We start from the raw sequence: 866 nt of genomic DNA, 5'->3' as shown, positions 1-866 counted from the left end.
AGAGAAATGATAATGGCTCAAACTCAAGAAGAAAGGAGGGCCGCCCTCGCGAAGCTTCTCCCGTTCCAAGTCGATGACTTTCGTCAGATCTTTGCAGTCATGAGAGGTCTGCCCGTGACGGTGAGACTCCTTGACCTTCCTTTACACGAATTTCTCCCACCCGCCGAACAGATCCTCAAGGAAATGTTCGAGTTGGCTTCAAAACCCGGAACTGAGAAGGAGATTGCAGCCCGTCAGGAACTACTCCGGAAAGTCATGGTGTTGAAGGAGCACAACCCGATGCTCGGCCATCGTGGATGTAGGCTCGCGATAAGGTATCCGGAAATTTACGAGATGCAGGTTAGGGCTATTCTGACTGCTGCGATCGATGTTAGACGAAAACTAGGTGATACAGCGAAAATTCAGATTATGCTTCCGCTGGTGAGCGAGCGTGCTGAACTGGCCGCTCTCCGGAAAATAATAGACGAGACGGCGTCGAAGGTGTTTGAAGAGTTGGGGGAGAGAATCGACTACAAGGTCGGAACGATGATAGAGACTCCCAGAGCCGCTCTAACAGCAGCCGAAATCGCTGAAGTCGCTGATTTCTTCTCCTTCGGAACCAACGACCTGACTCAGACAACCTTTGGGTTCAGCAGAGACGACGCCGAAGCTAAGTTCATGGCTGACTATCTCGAGAAGAAGATACTTCCGCGTAACCCGTTTGAGTCAATCGATGTTACGGGTGTTGGAAGGCTAGTGAAAACAGCGACGGAGGAGGGCAAGAAATCAAACCCACACCTCGAAGTAGGTATCTGCGGTGAACATGGAGGAGACCCTGACAGCGTAAAATTCTTCCACGAAGCAGGGCTTGACTATGTCAGCGCCTC

At 51.3% G+C, this 866-nt stretch carries 1 protein-coding gene; it reads left to right on the top strand.

Annotated features, from left to right (window positions below):
- Window positions 1-12 precede the first annotated feature (12 nt).
- Window positions 13-866 (top strand): pyruvate, phosphate dikinase (locus tag NZ900_09730; GenBank protein ID MCS7234358.1); only part of this gene is annotated, 854 nt, incomplete at its 3' end.

The organism is Synergistota bacterium (assembly GCA_025060595.1).
GTDB lineage: Bacteria > Synergistota > GBS-1 > GBS-1 > GBS-1 > 42-11.
The sequence above is the reverse complement of the archived record's forward strand: the minus strand, read 5'-3'. Positions and strand labels throughout refer to the sequence as shown.